1 protein-coding gene is annotated in these 849 nt (G+C 42.8%); it reads left to right on the top strand.

Annotation, left to right across the window (positions count from 1 at the left end; translation table 11 throughout):
- Nucleotides 1-44: 44 nt before the first annotated feature.
- A partial coding sequence (locus tag AB4653_RS25645) for a hypothetical protein (protein WP_372105635.1) occupies nucleotides 45-849 on the top strand: 805 nt, incomplete at its 3' end.

Genomic DNA, 849 nt, shown 5'->3' with positions numbered 1-849 from the left:
ACCCAATATTGTCAAAAAGTTAATATGCACACCAAGAGGCCACTATGGGAAAAGGACTTAGCGAAGCTCTGAAAGAAATTCCAGAGGATTACGAACATGAATATAACGCTTACTATCTCGCTAAGGATTTTTATTCTCCGGGTTTTTTATCAACACTAACAGCGTACCTCAAAGACAAGAGAACTCCTGAGCGTAATTTTGACTGTGATCCAAAAATAGCTGGATACCTCAGAACTTTAGGTTTGAACCATATCCTTTGGAATTGTCCGGAACCGGTAAGAATAAAGAATGGAGTAACTTACACTCCTATAACCCAGCTATGTTCAGCAGAAGCAACTGACGATGTAACTACATCTATAAACAGCTGCTTACGTCATTTCACTGACAACGTTGAAGGTCCTTCTCCCGACGGGTTAGTTCAGCTGTATCATGTTGTAGGCGAGTTGCATGACAATGTATGGTCACATGGCCAATCAACGGGCTTTTCTATGGCGCAAAAAAACGCAGTTCCTGGGACTAACAAGACGGACTTTCACTTAGAGTTTGCGATCGCGGATAAAGGCTTAGGTTTCTTAGAAGAAATGAGACGTTCAGGCAAAGCTCAGTTACACGGCATCACATGTGATCAAGAAGCGTTGCTTTGGTGTATAGAAGAAGGGAACTCAACAAAGCATGCAGATGACAGCGACCCATGGGCTCAACAATTACCACCAGAACACATAGGTAACTCTCCTTACGGTGGTGGTATTGGTTCAGATTATACAGTAAACCACCACCAAGGCTTGGGCTTAGCTCATTTGGTTCGATTAATTGAACAATTCCAAGGAACGCTGACAATCGCTTCTGGAA

The organism is Vibrio sp. 10N.222.48.A3 (assembly GCF_041475345.1).
Lineage (GTDB): Bacteria > Pseudomonadota > Gammaproteobacteria > Enterobacterales > Vibrionaceae > Vibrio > Vibrio tasmaniensis_A.
The sequence above is the reverse complement of the archived record's forward strand: the minus strand, read 5'-3'. Positions and strand labels throughout refer to the sequence as shown.